Annotated in this window: 15 protein-coding genes; 9 read left to right on the plus strand and 6 right to left on the minus strand. The window is 68.3% G+C overall.

Going from position 1 to position 15,461, the window contains the following annotated elements; genetic code table 11:
* The 3 genes from KME78_RS62730 to KME78_RS62740 form a co-directional block, all read left to right on the plus strand.
* A partial coding sequence (locus tag KME78_RS62730; protein ID WP_219539785.1) for a hypothetical protein occupies window positions 1–235 on the plus strand: 235 nt, incomplete at its 5' end.
* A 306-nt stretch (window positions 236–541) separates the two neighbouring features.
* Window positions 542–1,135 carry a sensor histidine kinase gene (locus tag KME78_RS62735; RefSeq protein WP_219539786.1) on the plus strand — a complete coding sequence of 198 codons (594 nt, stop codon included), beginning with the start codon at window positions 542–544 and terminating at the stop codon, window positions 1,133–1,135.
* Between the two features lie 67 nt (window positions 1,136–1,202).
* The gene (locus KME78_RS62740) at window positions 1,203–2,288 is read left to right on the plus strand and encodes an IS630 family transposase (protein WP_219539787.1); all 1,086 of its coding nucleotides are present in this window, start codon (window positions 1,203–1,205) and stop codon (window positions 2,286–2,288) included.
* A gap of 190 nt (window positions 2,289–2,478) precedes the next feature.
* Here the strand turns inward: KME78_RS62740 and KME78_RS62745 are convergent, their stop codons facing one another.
* Window positions 2,479–2,766, minus strand: coding sequence for a hypothetical protein (locus tag KME78_RS62745; RefSeq protein WP_219539788.1), 288 nt, complete (start codon window positions 2,764–2,766; stop codon window positions 2,479–2,481).
* Window positions 2,767–3,171: 405 nt separating this feature from the next.
* On the opposite strand from KME78_RS62745, the gene KME78_RS62750 reads away from it, so the two are divergent.
* From KME78_RS62750 to KME78_RS62760, 3 genes are all read left to right on the plus strand, one after another.
* The gene (locus KME78_RS62750; protein WP_219539789.1) at window positions 3,172–4,137 is read left to right on the plus strand and encodes a metallophosphoesterase; all 966 of its coding nucleotides are present in this window, start codon (window positions 3,172–3,174) and stop codon (window positions 4,135–4,137) included.
* A 417-nt stretch (window positions 4,138–4,554) separates the two neighbouring features.
* Window positions 4,555–5,229, plus strand: coding sequence for a response regulator transcription factor (locus tag KME78_RS62755; RefSeq protein WP_219539790.1), 675 nt, complete (start codon window positions 4,555–4,557; stop codon window positions 5,227–5,229).
* Window positions 5,226–6,665, plus strand: coding sequence for a HAMP domain-containing sensor histidine kinase (locus KME78_RS62760; RefSeq protein ID WP_219539791.1), 1,440 nt, complete (start codon window positions 5,226–5,228; stop codon window positions 6,663–6,665). The genes KME78_RS62755 and KME78_RS62760 overlap by 4 nt, the downstream gene beginning before the upstream one ends.
* Window positions 6,666–6,773: 108 nt before the next feature.
* On the opposite strand, the gene KME78_RS62765 is transcribed toward KME78_RS62760, so the two are convergent.
* Window positions 6,774–6,971, minus strand: coding sequence for a hypothetical protein (locus KME78_RS62765; protein ID WP_219539792.1), 198 nt, complete (start codon window positions 6,969–6,971; stop codon window positions 6,774–6,776).
* A gap of 401 nt (window positions 6,972–7,372) precedes the next feature.
* Between KME78_RS62765 and KME78_RS62770 the strand changes: the two genes are divergently transcribed.
* On the plus strand, window positions 7,373–8,578 hold the full coding sequence (locus tag KME78_RS62770; protein ID WP_246655132.1) for a monooxygenase: 1,206 nt from the start codon (window positions 7,373–7,375) through the stop codon (window positions 8,576–8,578).
* A 238-nt stretch (window positions 8,579–8,816) separates the two neighbouring features.
* Here the strand turns inward: KME78_RS62770 and KME78_RS62775 are convergent, their stop codons facing one another.
* From KME78_RS62775 to KME78_RS62790, 4 genes are all read right to left on the minus strand, one after another.
* The gene (locus KME78_RS62775; protein ID WP_219539793.1) at window positions 8,817–9,482 is read right to left on the minus strand and encodes a response regulator; all 666 of its coding nucleotides are present in this window, start codon (window positions 9,480–9,482) and stop codon (window positions 8,817–8,819) included.
* 177 nt (window positions 9,483–9,659) lie between these two features.
* Window positions 9,660–9,836, minus strand: coding sequence for an ATP-binding protein (locus KME78_RS62780; RefSeq protein ID WP_219539794.1), 177 nt, complete (start codon window positions 9,834–9,836; stop codon window positions 9,660–9,662).
* 392 nt (window positions 9,837–10,228) lie between these two features.
* On the minus strand, window positions 10,229–10,840 hold the full coding sequence (locus tag KME78_RS62785; RefSeq protein ID WP_219539795.1) for a DUF2637 domain-containing protein: 612 nt from the start codon (window positions 10,838–10,840) through the stop codon (window positions 10,229–10,231).
* 201 nt (window positions 10,841–11,041) lie between these two features.
* Window positions 11,042–11,662: a site-specific integrase gene (locus tag KME78_RS62790; RefSeq protein ID WP_219539796.1), complete on the minus strand. Its 621-nt coding sequence runs from the start codon at window positions 11,660–11,662 to the stop codon at window positions 11,042–11,044.
* Window positions 11,663–11,940: 278 nt separating this feature from the next.
* Here KME78_RS62790 and KME78_RS62795 point away from each other — a divergent pair, with 278 nt between their 5' ends.
* Together KME78_RS62795 and KME78_RS62800 are read left to right on the plus strand one after the other, a co-directional pair.
* Window positions 11,941–13,686 (plus strand): CHAP domain-containing protein, encoded by a 1,746-nt coding sequence (locus KME78_RS62795; RefSeq protein WP_219539797.1) that lies wholly within the window; start codon window positions 11,941–11,943, stop codon window positions 13,684–13,686.
* A gap of 67 nt (window positions 13,687–13,753) precedes the next feature.
* A partial coding sequence (locus KME78_RS62800) for an FG-GAP repeat domain-containing protein (RefSeq protein WP_219539798.1) occupies window positions 13,754–15,461 on the plus strand: 1,708 nt, incomplete at its 3' end.

The following is a 15,461-nucleotide window of genomic DNA, read 5'->3' on the forward strand; positions in this document are numbered from 1 at the left end:
GGTGCGCGGGGGCCACCTGTACGTGATCCCGTCCGACGCCAAGCCATTGATCGCCAAGGGCCTGCTCGACAGGCGCCTGTTCGATGTCACCCAACTCCTGCAGTGGGGCTACGGCGACGCCACCAGGGGTCCCAGCAGTAACGACGTAGGAAACAACGGATATGCGAGTCAGCGGCCCACCTTTCAAGCTGTGCCCGAAGGTCCTCAAGGAAGCTCTGACCTGCATATCCGTTGAAAATTTCGCCGATACTACCGGGACCGTCGTCGACGGAAGGACTCACCCCCATATCCGCCGAAGCCACTCACCCCCTTCACGGCCACACGCAAACAAGGCCCGGAGCGGCGACCGAGCGGTGCCGCTGGAGTGGGCACCTGCCCGCGACGCCAGTCTGAAGATTCCCAAGATTGTCGGCACGCGCAAGCTCGACGATGTCGCCCGGGCGGTGGCCTACGTTTTTCGTGAATCCTCATCGCCCCTTCTCGTCAATGTCAGCCATGGCCGGAAAGCTTTGATGTCCCGGCCACATAGTGGAAGAAACAGATGATCCGCGATTTCGAATCAGTCAGCCGCACCTTCTCGCAAGCTCTGGAGGATCAACTGGCGGAATGGTCCCTGCGAACCGGCATCACGGTGGAGGTATGGGCCCTGCCGAAACAACCGCTTCGGGCCCTCGTCACCGAGATTGTTCATGGCCTGATCTTTGACGTTCTGGAGGAGGTGGAACGGCAGGGCCGGGCCCGTGCCGTCTCCATCGCCCTCACCGTGGCTTCCAGCGGATTGCGTCTGACCGTCAGCGATGACGGGCTCGGAAGGTCGGCCGCGGCGTATGAGGACCATCTGAGCAGCAGGCGGGCCGAGCTCGCACGAATGAACAGCGGCCTGACCGTCAGCGATGACGGGCTCGGAAGGTCAGCCGCGGCGTATGAGGACCATCTGAGCAGCAGGCGGGCCGAGCTCGCACGAATGAACGGCGGCCTGACCGTCAACGGCGTTCCAGGAGAAGGCACCACAGTGAGCGCCGCCATACCCCGGCGGGCTCTCGGCAATCCGGGGCCGGAACAGCGGCTCAGCAAAGACGCCGGGCGGTCAAGGCAGGCTAGTGAGCCGGTCGTGAGTATCAGGGATGCCACGTGAGGTGCGTTCCATTTCAATTTGCCTGAGCGGTGGTGACGATGTCTGGCTGTTGAGGTCTGCTGGAGAGATGGCAGACAGCAGGCTCGAGCCGGTGGTGTTATCCGAGGCAGAGCGGCGGACGTTGATGGGCTGGGCCCGGCATCGCTCGACTGCTCAGGGGCTGGCGATGCGGTCGCGGATCGTGCTGGCCTGTGCCGAGGGCGGCGGCAACGTGGCGGTGGCGGCCCGGCTGCGGCTGGACCGTAAGACGGTGGCCCGCTGGCGCAGCCGGTTCCTGGCCCATCGGCTGGACGGGCTGTCCGACGAGCCCCGGCCGGGCGTGCCGCGCACCATCACCGACGCCCAGGTGGAGGAGGTGGTGGTCCGCACTTTGGAAGAGGTGCCGGCCGGGTCCACGCACTGGTCCAAGCGGGAACTGGCCCGCCGGGTGGGCATCTCGCCGACCAGCGTGGCCGGCATCTGGCGGGCGTTCGGGCTGCAGCCCTGGCGCACCGAGGACTTCAAGATTTCCACTGATCCGCTGCTGATCGACAAGATCCGGGACGTGGTCGGGCTGTATCTGGCCCCGCCGGCCCATGCCGCGGTGTTCGCCGTCGACGAGAAACCGCAGATCCAAGCGTTGCAGCGGAGCGCTCCGGTACTGCCCATGCTGCCCGGCGTGCCTGAGCGGCGCAGCTTCGACTACGTCCGGCACGGCACCGTCGATCTGTTCGCCGCGCTCAACACCGCCACCGGCGAAGTGATCGGCAAGCTGTCGGCCCGTCACCGTGCCGTCGACTTCCGCGACTTCCTGGACGAGATCGACCGCCAGGTCGAACCGGGCCTGGCGGTTCATCTCATCTGCGACAACCTGTCCACCCACAAGGCGCCGGTGGTGCACGCCTGGCTGCTGGCCCGCCCGCGCTTCGTGCTGCACTTCACCCCGACCTACTCCTCCTGGATCGACCAGGTCGAGCGTTGGTTCGCCGAACTGGAACGCCGCTGTCTGGAGCGGGGCAACTTCTGCTCCCTGGACGCTCTCAAGGCCGCGTTGGAGAAGTGGATCAAGGTCTGGAACGAAGACGTCAAGCCGTTCAGGTGGACCAAGACCGCCGACCAGATCCTCGACCGCATCTACCGCTACTGCGACCGAATCTCAAAACCGGCTCACTAGGTAGCGCACCGCACGCACCACGAGCGCAACGGCGAGCTCCATGACCGCCGCTTCGCTCGGAACGGGCTGCGCCGCCAGCCCGGAGGCGCAGCCCACCAGGGCATGACCCCCCACCAAACAATCTCATCCCATTCATGCATGACGGTTGACCCGCCTCTCGAACCGAGAGGCAGGATTCTCCGCGCCCTGATCAATTCAGCAGAGACGAGTAATGGATTCCGTTCCAGTCATTCTGGTAGGCGACAATCCGCCGTCCGTCCACAGTGAGGCCTTTCATGTCGTAGGGTTCTTCGCGCCGGAAGCAGTCATCCGGTGCGAGGGCGCGATGGGTATCGACGTTCACATCGCCGTGATCGATTCTCGCGTATCGCCTACGAGACAGGCCATAGTGGCCGCGTTGTTCCTGCGTAACGCAGGAATGACCGCGTTTATCGGACATCCGCGACTGGTGCCCGCCGATCTCGTCGAACCACTTCACGCATACATGGCGCAGGCCCAGGCTCTCGCCAAACCCGTTCGGACGGAAGTTCTCATCATGGAAGGACTTTGGTGCGTGCTGTGACGCGTTGACTGCGCCGGTCGGCGGGCCCGCATTCCCCGCGGGTCAGCAGCTCGTCTAACACGCTAGCGACGTCGGTTTCATTACGGTCGTCCAAGCCCTGAGCGGCCGCCAAGCGGCGGGCGTGCTGTCAAGTGAAGTCGGCGAACGGGCCGCTCATCATTGGTTCGGCTCCGAACTCACCGGCAACCTCGCCCCTCCGGAGGCCGGGACAGATCGTCAGGATGGCCGGACTGAGGTCGGCCACGTCCATGTCAGCGAGCTGTTGGTGACTTGTCGGCTTGGCGTAATGTCCGATTTGTTGGGCTGTGCGGAGAATTGGCCATGCGTAAATCTTTCGCTGCCGTCGCCGCGCTAATGGCAGCCCTGGTCGCCGGCACCGGTACTCCCGCGTCGGCCGATGCCCAGGAGACCCACGGCCCGTCTCTCAGCTTCGCCCTGCTTGGCGACACTCCGTACGGCGCCGACCAGCGAGCGGCGTTCCCCGCGCTGGTCGACGCGGTGAACGCCGACCCGGACATCCGCTTCGTCCTGCACGCCGGTGACGTCAAGGATGGCACGTCCACCTGTGACGATGCGCGCTTCGCCGACCTGGCCAAGCTGTTCGGCACCTTCGACGACCCGTTCGTGCTGACCCCCGGCGACAACGAGTGGACCGACTGCCACCGCACCGCCGCGGGGGGCTATGTGCCCACCGAGCGGCTTAACGCGATCCGCACGTTCTTCTACCCGAAGGCCGGTCACACGCTCGGCCGCAACTCGATGGGCGTGCGGACCCAGGCGTCCGACAGCAGGCACAGCGCCTACAAGGAGAACGTGCTGTTCCGCCGGCAGGGCGTCGTGTTCGCGACTGTGCACGTGGTCGGCAGCGAGAACGACCTGGCGCCGTGGTCCCAACTGCTGGGCGGCGACCGTCCGGACCTGCGACTGGCCGAGTTCACCGCGCGCAAGGCGGCGGCCCTTGACTGGATCGACACCGCCTTCGACACCGCACAGCAGACGAACGCGCCCGGCGTGCTGCTCCTGATGCAGGCCGAGCCGACCGGCACTCCCGGGTTCTCCGAGATCCGCGCCCGGATCACCGACCGTGCCAAGGCGTACGGCAAGCCTGTGCTGCTCGTGCACGGTGACGAGCACGTGTACGAGGTGGAGACCGGCTACGCGGGCGTCCCCAACCTGACGAGGCTGGAGACCTACGGCGTCACAGCGACCCAGTGGCTGCGCGTCACGGTCGAGCCCCGCTCGCGCGCGGTGTTCTCATGGCGGCCCCAGACGGTGCCCGTCTCCTGAACGCCGCCGGCCCGGAGCGCTCGCTCCGGGCCGCGTCGTCCAGTTCCAGCTTGCCGAGCCCGGTGCCGCAGCCACGCCGTGCTGCTGGGCAAGGTCGACGATGGTGGGCAGCACGGATCCGGGAGGGTGGGATGCAGTCCTCAATTTTGCGGGTGAGGTCCTCGGCCCAGATCCGATGACGGGCCACCATGCGCAGCTCCTTCAAACGTCATCCCACCCTAGAAAGGGGTCGGCAATGACGTCGATGCCGGCCGCGGACAGCCAGAGCGGTGCGAGGCGGGCTTTACGGGATGCGGCTGAGCCAGGCAGCCTGGCCCGCGGGCACCACAGCGGCGACGCTCTAATCCTGGCCTCAGGTTGATCGGGGACAATGAGCGGCAAAGCATCGACTGGAGGGGGCGGGCCGACGTGCGGATCATGATCGCGGATGACGAGGCGGCCATCCGTGAGTCGCTGGAGCGGGTGCTCCAGGTCGAGGGTTACGACACCAGCACCGTCGCCAACGGTCTCGCCGTGCTCGACGGGGTCGGTGGCGACACGCCGGATCTGCTGATCCTCGACGTGATGATGCCCCGCCTCGGCGGGTTGGAGACCTGCCGGCGGTTGCGGGCGGCGGGTCGGGATCTGCCGGTGCTGATGCTGACCGCCCGGGATCAGGTCTCCGACCGGGTCGCGGGGCTGGACGCGGGCGCCGACGACTATCTGCCCAAGCCGTTCGCCACCGAGGAGTTGCTGGCCCGGGTCAGGGCCCTGCTGCGCCGCCGCGCGCCGGGCGACGACGAGTCGCAGATCCTGACGTTCGCCGACGTCCGGGTCGATCCCGACAGGTTCGAGGCGTGGCGGGGCGGGCGGCCGCTCCGCCTGACCCGGACCGAGTTCTCCCTGCTGCAGGTCCTCGTGCGCAACGCGACCCGGGTGTTGACCCGAGACGCGCTGTTCGAGGCGATCTGGGGCTTCGACATGAGCGTCACCTCCAACAACCTCCAGGTGTACGTGAGCTACCTGCGCCGCAAGATGGAGGCCGAGGGTGAGCCGCGATTGATCTACACGCTGCGCGGCTTGGGGTACACGTTGCGGGAGACTCCTCCGTGAGCAGGCCCGCCGGCCGGGGCTCGCGCCGGCTGACCCGTTGGTGGCGCCGGCGGTCCCTGCGGACCAGGCTGACGGTGATCGCGGCGACGGCCATCGCGGTCAGCGTGTTCGTGGCCTTCCAGGTGGCCAGCGAGCTACTGGACTGGGAGCTGCAGGACACCGTGGAGGATCAGCTACGCGCCGACTCCCGCGTCCTGGCGACGAACGTGGAGCGCGCCGGTCCGGCGCAGGTCCAGCTACCGCCGTATCCCGGATCCGGTCGGCTGGTGCGGGTCATCCTGCCCGACGGCTCGATCCGGACGCCGGCCGGCCAACCCGCGCTGCCCCCGGTCAGCGAGCACGCCGGGCGCGTGGCGCAGGGCGCGTCGGCCGACCTGATGGAGTCGGGCGACAGCGACGACGACGGCTACCTCATCTACACGCTGCGGGCGGGCGACGGCGCGGTCCAGGTGGCCCGCGTCGCCGACGACACCCCGATCAACCGGTTCGGGTTGGGCATGCTGCTGATCGGGCTGCTCTGCGTGGTCGGCGGCGCCCTTGTCGGGCGGGCCGTGGCGCGGACCGGGCTGGCACCGATCGACCGGCTGACCGCCGCCGCGGTCCGTGTCGCGCACACCCGAGATCTCGACGCCGACATCCCGGATGAGGGCGGTGGGGAGATCCGGCGGCTGATCCAGTCGATCAACGACATGCTCGCCGCGCTCCGGGACTCCCGGCGGGCCCAGCGGCTGCTCGCCGAGGACGCCGCCCACGAGCTCAAGACCCCGCTCACCAGCCTGCGCCTCAACATCGAGCTGCTGATCCGGCTCGATCGGCGCGGCACCCTGGACAGCGCATTGCCGGCGGAGAGCCGGACCCGGCTGCTCAACGATCTCGGCGCCCAGGTGGCCGAGTTGAGCACCCTTGCCGCCGAGCTGACCGACCTGGCGCGCGGTGACGTCAGCGACGAGAGCACCGAACTGCTCGACCTCGCCGACGTGGTGGTGGCCGCCGCGACCCAGGCGCGTTCCCGCGTGCCCGACATCGAGGTCGCGCTCGACGTGACCTCCGTGTGGGTGAGCGGGCGTCCCGCTGCGCTCCAACGGGCGGTGCTCAACCTCATCGACAACGCCGGCAAGTGGTCCCCCGCGGACCAGCCGGTCCAGGTCCGGCTCCGTGCCCAGGGCGCGTCGGCGGTGCTCGAGGTCGACGACGCCGGGCCGGGCATCGACGCCGCCGACGTACCGCGGGTGTTCGACCGGTTCTACCGTGCCGACAGCGCCCGGGCGTTGCCGGGATCCGGTCTGGGGCTGTCGATCGTGCAGCGGGTCGTCGACGCCCACGGCGGCCGGGCCACCGTCGCCCGCTCCCCACGCGGTGGCGCGCTGCTTCGGGTCGACCTTCCGGCCGCCCCGATCGCGCGGCTCACCGCCGGGGAGGACACCGCGGTGCGCTGACCCGCCCCGGCAGCGCGGCGCAGGACCAAAGGGCGGCGACCGTCGGGCCCATGAAAGATCCGGGACGGGCCTGGGTCCCCGTCACAGATCTCGTCCGTGCCGCCGCGCTCACCGTTGCAGCGCGGGCTCCTCATCGTCCACGAGCGGCCGTTGACCGTCCGCCAGCTCCACCGGTCGGGACAGCCGGCTCGGCCACCACATCCGCTGACCGTAGACGTGACAGAACAACCTGTCGGGGCTGGTGGCGGCGTCCGGGCGCAGCCGGGCGCTGACGTCCACGGCCAGGACCAGCCGCCGCCCGCGCACCGCGGTAGCGGCAGCCCTGTGAGGACGCCACGGAGCCGTTCGACCTCGATCCAGCCGTTGTTCAGCGCGTCGTACGACGCGCCGAGCCCGCGCCGGTGCTCGGGCGGCAACGACAACCAGGACCAGGGTTCGTACCGGCCCATCAGTACAGAGCACTGCGTCGGTGAGCTCGAACAGCGCGGTCAGGCAGGCGTAGAAGTCGGTTCTGAGCTGAGTTTGGCTCCCGTCCATCGCCGACGGACTTTCGTGGGCGTGACTTCGGGCCCAGTTGCGACGGGCCTTGATTCTCGTGCGGGTGTCGAACGGCGCTCCGGAGAGAAGTACCGTGGTACCACCTCCCTCCCGAAGATGCGACCGCAGTACGACGAAACAGGACGGAATCGGGCCTAGCGTTCAGGGCCATGACGAAACCTGAGAGTCCACTGCGGAGGTTCGGGGCGGCCACCATGGCGCTGGCGACGGCGTTCGCTGTCGCCGCCTGCGGGTCGTACGCCGACACCAGTGCGGCGCCCGCCGCGGCCGGCTCGCACAGCGCGCACGCGGGCGGGTCATCGGCTCCACCGCAGCCGCTGCGCGCCGGCGAGCGGTTCGTCAACCTGAAGATGGCCGACGCCTACACGCCCGCGCCACCGGAGGGCGGCGGCACGGACGAGTACCGGTGCCAGGTGATCGATCCGGGCCTGACCAAGGTGGCGTTCCTGACCGGGACCCAGGTCACGCCGGAGAACGTCGCCATCGCGCACCACGCCATCGTGTACGCGGTGCCGCCGGGCGGCGCTGCCGCGGTGCGCGAGCAGGACGCGAAGACCCCCGGCCTCGGCTGGCAGTGTTTCGGCGGGACCGGCGTGGACGGCGCCGAAGTAGAAGCGGGGGAAGCGGCGTGGGTGGACACCTGGACGCCGGGCGCCACGGAGACGCTGTTCACCCAGGACGTCGGCTTCAAGCTGGAGCCGGGCAGCCTGATCGTCCTCCAGCTCCACTACAACCTGCTCGCGACCGACGGCAAGCCGGCCGGGTCGGACCGCTCGGCGGTGCGGCTGCGGCTGACGGATGGCACGCCGCAGACCCGGGAATTCGACACGTTGCCGCTCGACGCGCCGACCGACCTGCCCTGCGCCGCCGACGAGTCGGGTCCGCTCTGTGACCGGGCGACCTCGATCGCGGACGTGACGAAGCGGTTCGGGCCGGAGGTCGGCGGCACCGCGGACGAGCAGCTGGAGGAGTGCGGCCAGAGCGCGCCGAAGCCCGGTGACACCCAGACCTGCGACCACAAGGTGGAGGCGCCGATGACGCTGTTCGCTGGTTTCGGCCACATGCACCTGCTCGGGCGGGCCATCAAGGTCGAACTCAACCCGGGCACGCCGAACGCCAAGGTCGTGCTGGACGTGCCGCAGTTCGACTTCGACAACCAGCGGCTGGTGAAGCTGCCGTCGCCGGTGGAGATCGGTCCGGGGGACACGCTGCGGGTGACGTGTACGCACGACGCGGGGCTGCGCAAACGGCTGCCGCAGCTGAGCAAGCTGCCGCCGCGCTACGTGGTGTGGGGCGACGGCACCAGCGACGAGATGTGCACGGGCATCATGACGGTCTCCCCCCGCAAGTCCTGACGAAGCGTCGAACGTGTGTGAGCTCACTGAGATCAACAAGCCGAAAAACAGCTCTGAGCTCACACACGTCCGCACTGAACTCACACCCGTGCGGCGTCGTGGCGGTCGGACGGGCGGTGACGTGGGCGGCTGCAGGCGGACCCGGCAGCGGATCGGTCGATCACGCGGAGCGGATCGGCCCGGAGCGGTGCGGCTGGGAACTACGGTCGCGCCCCCGACGGACGCGCGAGATGAAGCGCTAAATCGGCCGGGTGAGTCTCAGGTCGTAGGCGAGGATGACGGCCTGGATCCGGTCCCGTGCGCCGATCTTGGCGAGGACCCGCCCGACGTGGGTCTTCACCGTCGACTCCGACAGCGTGAACCGTTGCGCGATCTCGCCGTTGGTGAGGCCTTGGCCGATGGCGACGAGGATCTCGCGCTCGCGGCCGGTCAGGGAGTCCAGCCGGGGATCCTCCCGCACGGGCCCGCAGAGGTCATCGCCGAGCCGGTCGGCGAACGCGTCGAGCAGCCGCCGAGTCAGCGCCGGCGCGATCACCGCGTCCCCGGCGGCGACGGCCCGGATGCCGGCGAGCAGTTCCTCCGGGCGGGTGTCCTTCAGCAGGAAACCGCTCGCCCCGGCCCGCAGCGCGGCGAACGCGTACCGGTCCACGTCGAACGTCGTCAGCACCAGGATCCGCGAACGCCCACCGGCGGCGACGATGCGCCGGGTGGCCTCGATCCCGTCGACGCCCGGCATGCGGATGTCAATCAGCACCACGTCGGGATGCAGCTCGGTGGTCCACCGAACGGCCTCGGCGCCGTTCTCGGCCTCGCCGACGATCTCGGTGTCGGGGGCGCTCTCCAGCAGCATGCGAAACCCGAAGCGCTGCAGCGGCTGGGCGTCCACCACGAGCACAGAGATCATGAATGGCTGCCTTTCAGGGTCGCGTAGACGGTCCAGCCGTCGTCCGATGCGGGGCCGGCGCTGACCGTGCCGCCGTAGAGCGCGGCGCGTTCGGCCATGCCGGCGAGGCCGAGACCCGCGCCGCCTGGCGATGCCTACTTCATACCGAGCGAACCTGAGACGACTGTTAAAACGGAGCTAAGGCCGGTTGGCCGCCGGCGCGGGTTCGTCGTCGGGCGGGCCGCTGTCGTGCACGACGATGTGGACCTGGCAGGAGTCGGCCGCCAGGCTCAGGTCGAGGGTGGTGCGCGGGCCGGCGTGCTTGAGGGCGTTGGTCAGGGCCTCCTGCACAATGCGGAAGGCGGCCAGTTGCACGAGGTGGTGCCTTTCACTTCCACCGCCACGACCTCTGACAGACGACCGCCATCATCGCGATACCAGAAGTAGTCCGGTTTGTGTGATGGAAGGGCAGCCATGTCGACTCGCAGTACCGGGTAGTAGTCCACCGCATCGGCGTCAACGACCCCGCTCGGATTCGGGATGACGTACCGCTCGATCAGTCCGCAGCGAGCGCGATACCGAAACTCTCCGACAACAGAGTCCGCTGATGGGATCGCGCCTCCTCGGTCAGGTCCGACAGCCGCAAGGCAGGCCGTTGGTCTGACCCGAGCCGACCGGGTACGTGGCGGCGAGCGTCGTGCTGGCCCGTTCCCCACGCCCGTGGGGGTGAGCCGGATCCGCTGGCACAGCTCATGGTCGACGCAACCTCAGCCCAGGTCCCCTGCCAAACCAGCGTTCTTGATCCAGCGTCCCCAACGAGGACTACGCGAGAACTGCGTAGCGATGACCTTCCCGGACGGGAGAGCTCCATCCGGGCGGCGGTTCTCCTGCGCCCAACACCAGGCAGAGCGATGAAGATTCACGATCTCGATGTCAGCGCGCCCGGCTCGGTACACAGGCATGGCCAGATCACCGCAGGTCTCGTCTCCGGCCTCGGGGACGTCCGATCCTTCGGCCGACAGCGTCTCCTCGCAGTCCTGCACACGACTCGAGGTTACGGAAAGCCGCCGGACCTGAGACATCAGCAGCTCATAGCTGCCGATCAGAGCGACACTCGGCCAGGCAGCGATGATCCGGCCGATCACGCTGGGCTCAGCGACCGCGATGTTCGCACCCAGGCTGGCCAGGCTGGCGACCACGATGGCGCCATCCACCGCGAGCGGGATGAGCACCGCCGCGAACTGGTCCTCACCATGACGCAGGCACAGTTCATGCATGTGACGGAACGAAACGACGGCCGCGATCCCAGCCAGCAGCACCACCCCGCCGATAGTCGTACGCTGAATACGCCGCACCGCAAGAAGGCTCGGCTCCACCATTCACCCCTGTCCCAACAGGAACTTGGTGGTGAGAGTGAAGTGGTGTGCAATTGGTTCGACTCCTCTCTCGGACACCACGAAGGCCCTGAGAATGTGCAGGTCACAGGCTCGGGGCTTCTTCATTTCCGCCTCCAGAACGAGCCGTATACTCCGCTGATACTTGTGAACCTGAGCACGTTGGTCACGCGTTCTCGACCATCTTCAGCGGCTTGCCGCCCGCGATGGGGATCGTGGCGGAGGTCGTGGACGCGGATGCGCGGTAACGCCTCGCAGCCGGCATTCTCGAACGCCCTCACGCAGCGCCCGAGCTGCTCCTGGAAACCGCGCGAGAACCGCTCGGGGTGCCGGTGGTTGCCCCACCTGGTCTCCTAAGACGAGCGCATCGCCCCGAGCGAGCTTTAGAGCCATCCCGCCCCGTTCGCGCTTGTACGCCTTGAGTAACGTCACCGTGGCGGCGTCGATATCGACCACGTGCGGCTTGGCGGTCTTGGTGTCGCCCCCTTTGACCCGCACGACGCCCACGGACCAGCGGACGCTGACCGTTCCGGCCTCCAGGTCGATGTGCCGCCGGCGCAGCGCGAGCAGTTCACCGCGGCGCATGCCGGTGTGCGCCAGGAGGTGCCAGGCGACGTGCAGGTGGCTGTGGTCACGCGACCAGGTCAGGAAGTCCTTGAGCTGCCCGGCCGTCCAGGGGCGCATCTCGGGCGCCTTGGCCTGCTTGGCGGTGGGCGGCTTGGCCTTGTCCGCCGGGTTGTGGCCCAGCAGACCGGCGTCCACGGCCTCGGAGAGCGCGGCGCTCAGGATGGTGTGGACGTACCGCACGGTGCGGGCCGATAGCCCCTCGCCGGCCTTGTGGTCCTTCCGGCCGCTCGCCTCCAAGTAGCGGCCGCGAGGGCCGGCTTCGACCCCTCAAGATCGCGAAGTGTCACTGGAGTACTGGCCCGCCCACGCCCTCAGCCACCGGATCAGGCCCGGCGACCGGCCTCTATAGAGCGCGCCGCGCCTCTATAGAGGGTGCTGGAGCACGATTCGAGAGCACTTGGAGCGCCCCGGCCGAGCCTTTCTCACAGAAGCCAGCACCCCTGGAGAAAGGACCCGCCATGAGCGAGCAGAACCCCCCGGCACCGACGACCAAGAACGTCACTGGATTCCTTTTACGGCTGGGCGCGGGAGCCACTGCCACGGCGTTCCTGGCTTCGGCGCTGGTCGCTGTCACGACCGCGCCCGCCGCGGCCGTGACGCGCGGCAACATCGTCGCCGTCGCGCAGAGCCAGTTCGCCAACGCCTCCCGCAACCACGAAGAGCCGATGGGCAGTGGTTGCAACTACTACACCGGGTACTTCCGGTCCTGGAAGCCAGCGGGCGGCTGCCCGGCCACGGACGGCGTGCAGTGGCGGGACAGCGACTGGTGCGCGGACTTCTCCAAGTACGTGTGGAAGAACGCGGGAGTGCCCGACGCCGACGTCGCCGAGACCAATGGCGGCGTGCTCACCGGCTGGGCCAGCTCCTTCAAGGACTACGGCACCAAGCACGGGACCTGGCACGCGCGTTCCACCGGTTATGCCCCCCAGCCCGGTGACGCGGTCGTCTTCGACTGGGACCAGAGCGGCGACATCGACCACGTCGGGATCGTCAAGTCCTCGAACGCCACCACCGTCTACACCATCGAGGGCAACAGCGGCGACCGCATCAAGGAGAACAGCTACTCGCGCACGAACATCGACATCGTCGGCTATTCCGCGCCGGTGGGCGCCGAGGACGGTCCGCCCGCCACTCCCGCCACCGACGCGAGCGGCACCAGTGACGTTCGGGCCGACTTCAACGGTGACGGGCTGGACGACGTGGCCGCGTTCTACGACTACCCGGGGGCCCGGACGGTCCTGTTCGTCTGGTCGGCCAAGGCCGGGGGCGGCTTCAACCCGCCGGTCAGCATGTGGGATTCAGGGGCGGGCAACTTCGAACAGCCTCGCGCCAAGGCCATCGCGGGTGACTTCAACGGCGACGGCCTGGCGGACGTCGGCACCTTCTACGACTACTCCGGCGGCCGAACGGGCCTGTGGATCTGGTCGGCCAAGGCCGGCGGTGGTTTCAACTCTCCCGTCATGTCCTGGGATTCGGGTGCGGGCAACTTCGAACAACCGCGCGCCAAGGCCATCACCGGTGACTTCAACGGCGACGGACTCGCAGACATCGGTACGTTCTATGACTACCCCGGCGCCCGCACTGGCTTGTGGATCTGGACCGCCAAGGCTGGCGGCTTCAACGCGCCCACGATGACCTGGGACTCCGGAGCGGGCAACTTCGAGCAGCCCCGCGCCAAGGCCATCGCGGGTGACTTCAACGGCGACGGCCTGGCAGATGTCGGTACGTTCTACGACTACTCCGGTGCCCGCACGGGTCTGTGGATCTGGTCGGCCAAGGCCGGGGGCGGTTTCAACTCACCCGTCATGACCTGGGACTCCGGAGCGGGCAACTTCGAGCAGCCGCGCGCCAAGGCCGTCGTCGGCGACTTCAACGGCGACAACATGACCGACGTCGGCACCTTCTACGACTACCCCGGCGGCCGAACCGGCCTGTGGACCTGGACCGCCAAAACCGGCGGTTTCAACTCTCCCGTCATGTCCTGGGATTCGGGTGCGGGCAACTTCGAACAACCCCGCGCCAAGGCCGTCGTCGGCGACTTCAACGGCGACAACATGACCGACATCAGCACCTTCTACGACTACCCCGGCGGCCGAACCGGCCTGTGGACCTGGACCGCCAAAACCGGCGGCTTCAACGCCCCCACCATGACCTGGGACTCCGGAGCGGGCAACTGGGACCAGTTCCGTACCAAGCCTGTCTGATCGTGCGAGTTGGCTGCGGCGCGCAAGCCGCAGCCAACGGACTTCTCACCCTTTTTTGGAGAAAATCATGAAGATCACCCGTCTCATCGCAACCCCGCGTTTACCCTTCACCCGCCGCCTGACCGTGTCGGCCGCCTTGGCCGCAGGGCTCCTCGCCGGAGGTGCTCTCCCTGCGGCAGCGCAGGAGCCGACCCCCGCCCCCACCACCAGCCGCGTCCCCGGCCCGGCCGGCGAGCCGGTGCCCGAGTCGCTCGCCGCGTCACTGTCCTACACCGCCTGCGTTCCGGGCGGCGAGACCAGCGCGGACACCGCGATCGCCAACCAGGTCCGGCCGCAGATGAACGGCCCCCGCATGGGGAAGAGCGTGAACTCCTACAACGTCTCCTGCGCCCGGATCATCACGGCCACGTCCAAGGGCCGAGGGCTGGACAAGCGAGCGGCGGTGATCGCCGTGACCACGGCCATCACCGAGAGCACCCTGCACAACTACACCGAGGCCGGCGACCACGACAGCCTGGGGCTGTTCCAGCAGCGTCCGTCCCAGGGCTGGGGCACGCCCGCGCAGTTGATCGACCCCGTGTACGCGACCAACGCGTTCCTCAACGCCATGCTGCGCAAATATCCGAACAACTCCTGGATGAGCGGGGACATAGGCGCCATCTGCCAGAAGGTGCAGGTGTCGGCGGTTCCGGACGCCTACGCCAAGGAGGTCCACGACGCCCAGCTGCTCGTCGACGCTCTGTGGAACGCGGGGACGACACCGTCGACGGACCCTCCGTCCGGCACCTCGGAGGTGAAGGCGGACTTCAACGGTGACGGGCTGGACGACGTGGCCGCGTTCTACGACTACCCGGGGGCCCGGACGGTCCTGTTCGTCTGGTCGGCCAAGGCCGGGGGCGGCTTCAACCCGCCGGTCAGCATGTGGGATTCAGGGGCGGGCAACTTCGAACAGCCGCGCGCCAAGGCCATCGCGGGTGACTTCAACGGCGACGGACTCGCAGATGTCGGCACGTTCTACGACTACTCCGGCGGCCGAACGGGTCTCTGGATCTGGTCGGCCAAGGCCGGGGGCGGTTTCAACTCCCCCGTTATGACCTGGGACTCCGGAGCGGGCAACTTCGAACAACCCCGCGCCAAAGCCGTCACCGGTGACTTCAACGGCGACAACATGACCGACATCAGCACCTTCTACGACTACCCCGGCGCCCGCACCGGCCTATGGACGTGGACCGCCAAGGCAGGCGGTGGCTTCAACTCCCCCGTCATGACCTGGGATTCGGGAGCGGGCAACTTCGAACAGCCCCGCGCCAAGGCCATCGCGGGTGACTTCAACGGCGACGGCCTGGCAGATGTCGGTACGTTCTACGACTACTCCGGCGGCCGAACGGGCCTGTGGATCTGGTCGGCCAAGGCCGGGGGCGGTTTCAACTCTCCCGTCATGACCTGGGATTCGGGAGCGGGCAACTTCGAACAGCCCCGCGCCAAAGCCGTCGTCGGCGACTTCAACGGCGACAACATGACCGACGTCGGCACCTTCTACGACTACCCCGGCGGCCGGACCGGCCTGTGGACCTGGACCGCCAAAACCGGCGGCTTCAACGCCCCCACCATGACCTGGGACTCCGGCGCGGGCAACTTCGAACAGCCGCGCGCCAAAGCCGTCGTCGGCGACTTCAACGGCGACAACATGACCGACGTCGGCACCTTCTACGACTACCCCGGCGGCCGGACCGGCCTGTGGACCTGGACCGCCAAAACCGGCGGCTTCAACGCCC

Origin of the sequence: Nonomuraea guangzhouensis, assembly GCF_019396345.1 — a bacterium.
GTDB lineage: Bacteria > Actinomycetota > Actinomycetes > Streptosporangiales > Streptosporangiaceae > Nonomuraea > Nonomuraea guangzhouensis.

Excerpts from the sequence above, each read along its gene's own strand:
- KME78_RS62770 (WP_246655132.1), top strand. The coding sequence starts at position 7,373 with ATGACGAAACCTGAGAGTCCACTGCGGAGGTTCGGGGCGGCCACCATG.
- KME78_RS62735 (WP_219539786.1), top strand. The coding sequence starts at position 542 with ATGATCCGCGATTTCGAATCAGTCAGCCGCACCTTCTCGCAAGCTCTG.
- KME78_RS62755 (WP_219539790.1), top strand. The coding sequence starts at position 4,555 with ATGATCGCGGATGACGAGGCGGCCATCCGTGAGTCGCTGGAGCGGGTG.
- KME78_RS62785 (WP_219539795.1), bottom strand. The coding sequence starts at position 10,840 with ATGGTGGAGCCGAGCCTTCTTGCGGTGCGGCGTATTCAGCGTACGACT.
- KME78_RS62750 (WP_219539789.1), top strand. The coding sequence starts at position 3,172 with ATGCGTAAATCTTTCGCTGCCGTCGCCGCGCTAATGGCAGCCCTGGTC.
- KME78_RS62740 (WP_219539787.1), top strand. The coding sequence starts at position 1,203 with ATGGCAGACAGCAGGCTCGAGCCGGTGGTGTTATCCGAGGCAGAGCGG.
- KME78_RS62775 (WP_219539793.1), bottom strand. The coding sequence starts at position 9,482 with ATGATCTCTGTGCTCGTGGTGGACGCCCAGCCGCTGCAGCGCTTCGGG.
- KME78_RS62795 (WP_219539797.1), top strand. The coding sequence starts at position 11,941 with ATGAGCGAGCAGAACCCCCCGGCACCGACGACCAAGAACGTCACTGGA.